A 1,166-nucleotide genomic window follows, 5' to 3' on the forward strand; every position below is an offset into this window, starting at 1 on the left:
GACCGCGGCCCTGGAGTGGCTGGAGCGCCTGGACGTCGGCGACAGCGCCCGCAAACGGCCGCACCAGCTGGTGCAGGCCGAGCGGCAGCGGGTCTGCATCGCCCGCGCCCTCGCCCCCGCGCCGTCGGTCCTGTTCGCCGACGAGCCCACGGCACCCCTGCACCGCGCCGACCGCACCCATGTGCTGCGCACCCTCACCACCGCGGCCCGCTCCCACCGCATCACCGTCGTCCTGGCCACCCATGACGCGGAGACCGCGGCCCTCGCCGACCGCACGGTGTCCCTGCTCGACGGGCGGCGCGTGCAGACGGTGCACCTGCCGCCGGTCGCCGAGCCCCGCGAGCCGGAAGGCCGGGCCGCGTGCTCGCTCTCCGTCTGACCCGCGGTGCCCACCCCGCCGTCCAGCTGCGCCGCCTGATGGTCGCGACGGCCTCGGCGGGCACGGCCTTCCTGCTGCTCTGCGCCCTGGGCTGGGCGCTGGGCCACCCCGGCTCCCCCGGCACCGCCCTGCTGCGGCTGGCCTGGTGCGCGGCCCCGCTGGCCGCCACGGTGTACTTCGCGGTCGCCGTGGCCCGTACCGACCCGGGTACCAGGCCCCGCGCGGGCCTCTCGGCGATCGGCCTCGGCCCGGTGCGCATGATGGCCGTCTCGGCGACGACGACGGCCCTGTCCTGCACGCTGGGCGCGATGCTGGCCCTGCTCGTCTTCCTGCACCTGCGGGGCGACCTGACGGGCATGCCCTTCGACGGCGCCGCCGCCGAGGCCCTCGCCGCGGAGCACCCCCTGCCGCTGCCGGGCGCCCTGACCCTGCTGGCACTCGTGCCCGTCGGCGCGTCGGTGGCGGTGGCCCTGGCCCTGCGTCCGCCCGAGACGAGGACTGCCGCGCCCCGGACGGCCCGGTTGTACGGCCGGTTCGGCCGCCAGATCATCCGCCCCACGGACGGCCGCGGCGCCGAACCCGCCGCGACGAGTGATGCCGACCCCGCCGCGAAGAGCGGCCCGCCCGCGGCCCGGACCAGTGGATCCGCAACGGCGGCGGTCACGGGACCCGGCGGCACCGTGAGCGCGGTCGCCGACCCGCCGGCTCGACTGCCCGGCCGCATGCTCGACGCCACGGCTCGGCCGGCCGATCCCGGGACCGGCGCCGGGAACCATGCCGCGGACCC

At 78.4% G+C, this 1,166-nt stretch carries 1 protein-coding gene and 1 pseudogene; both read left to right on the plus strand.

All coding sequences use genetic code 11. The features are described 5' to 3' along the window. Positions 1-379: ATP-binding cassette domain-containing protein (locus ABZ281_RS50075; RefSeq protein WP_356665570.1), on the plus strand; the 379-nt coding region annotated here is incomplete at its 5' end. Then, positions 361-1,166, plus strand: a pseudogene (locus ABZ281_RS50080) (hypothetical protein); the annotation flags it as partial. The gene ABZ281_RS50075 and the pseudogene ABZ281_RS50080, both read left to right, overlap by 19 nt.

This window comes from Streptomyces sp. NPDC006265, assembly GCF_040613555.1.
GTDB lineage: Bacteria > Actinomycetota > Actinomycetes > Streptomycetales > Streptomycetaceae > Streptomyces.